Origin of the sequence: Rhodococcus sp. C3V, assembly GCF_029269915.1 — a bacterium.
Classification (GTDB): Bacteria; Actinomycetota; Actinomycetes; order Mycobacteriales; family Mycobacteriaceae; genus Rhodococcus_F; species Rhodococcus_F qingshengii.
Window position 1 is genome coordinate 1 of record NZ_JARJBE010000050.1, and the last position, 1382, is coordinate 1382.

A 1382-nucleotide genomic window follows, 5' to 3' on the forward strand; every position below is an offset into this window, starting at 1 on the left:
GATGCGCGCTTTCGAACCAGGATTGGTCATTGCCGGATAGGTTGCCGCCGCCATGCCGGTGCCCACCATCCAGTCGCCGTCCAGGCTGCGTCCACGGCTTGGGCCCCGATTCTCCCAACCGAATCTCTCCGCACCGTCTCTCATGCATTCAATCAAATGTCTTCCCGACCAGGGATTGCCGCTCTCCGGATCGACTTCCGGTTCGTTGCGAACGCGAAGTTCGATCGGGTCGAGACCGCAAGCTACGGCCAGTTCGTCCATCGCGACCTCGGCCGCGTACATTCCCGGAGTCTCACCCGGGGCACGCATCCAGAACGGGACCGCAACATCGAGGGCTGCAACTCGGTGCGAGGTAGAGCGATTGGGTGTGGCATACATGATCCTGGTGGCAACAGCAGTCTGTTCCGCGTATTCCTTGATCTTCGACGTTTGTTCGATGACGTCGTGGGACATTGCCGTCAGACGGCCGTCGGTGTTGGCGCCGAGGCGAATGTGTTGGATCGTGGAGGTGCGGTATCCGACGATCGCGAACATCTGCTGGCGCGTGAGCGCGAACTTGACCGGTCGCCCCGCCGTCCTACGGGCAGCGAGAATCGCTAATACGTTGTGTGCGTGTGGTGATCCCTTCGAACCGAAGCCTCCGCCGACGTGTGGGGCCACGACACGCATCTGATCGAGTTCGAGCCCGAACATCGGTACCAGAGTCTCGCGAACGACGTGGACTCCTTGGGTGGAGTCGTACAGGGTGAGGCTTGCGCGCCCGTCCTTGGCGCCATCCTTCCAGATTGCGATGCAGGCGTGCGGTTCCATGGGATTGTTGTGTTCGATTGGGGTGGTGTAGGTCTGGTCGATTGTCACTTCGGCATCCGTGAAGGCGGACTCGATATCGCCGGCAGTTGTGTCGGTCGGGAAGCCGTTGACATCCTCCGGGGCATAAAGGCCGTCGCGATCGGATCGCAACTCGGAATCATGCGGGAGTTCGTCGTACTTGACTTGCACCAATCCCGCGGCATGACGGGCTGTCTCGGGTGTTTCGGCAATCACAGCACCGATGAATTGACCGCGGAAGTGGACGGCTGGGTCCTGGAGTACGGACAGCTCTCGATCTTCGGTTTCCGCCAAGTGCGGGGCATCGAAGACGGTTATCACGGCAACCACACCCTGAAGTGCCTCTGCCAGTTCCGTTTTCATGCTGGCGACGCGGCCACGCGCAACCGTCGCCTCTACGGCGTGCAGGTAGGTGGGATTCTCCAGGGGATGCTCGAATGCGTAGAGCGCCGTGCCGGTGACCTTCGCGTATCCGTCGACGCGCTCGATCGGATTTCCCAGGTAGCTCGGTTCGATCATCTTCATTTCGTGGACCTTCCCGCGGTGAGTGACCG

The 1382-nt window shown here is 61.0% G+C and carries 1 protein-coding gene; it reads right to left on the bottom strand.

Annotated elements, in window-relative coordinates; translation table 11 throughout:
• On the bottom strand, positions 1-1353 hold a 1353-nt coding region (locus P3G66_RS31725; protein WP_276117877.1), incomplete at its 3' end, for a xanthine dehydrogenase family protein molybdopterin-binding subunit.
• Between the last annotated feature and the right edge of the window lie 29 nt (positions 1354-1382).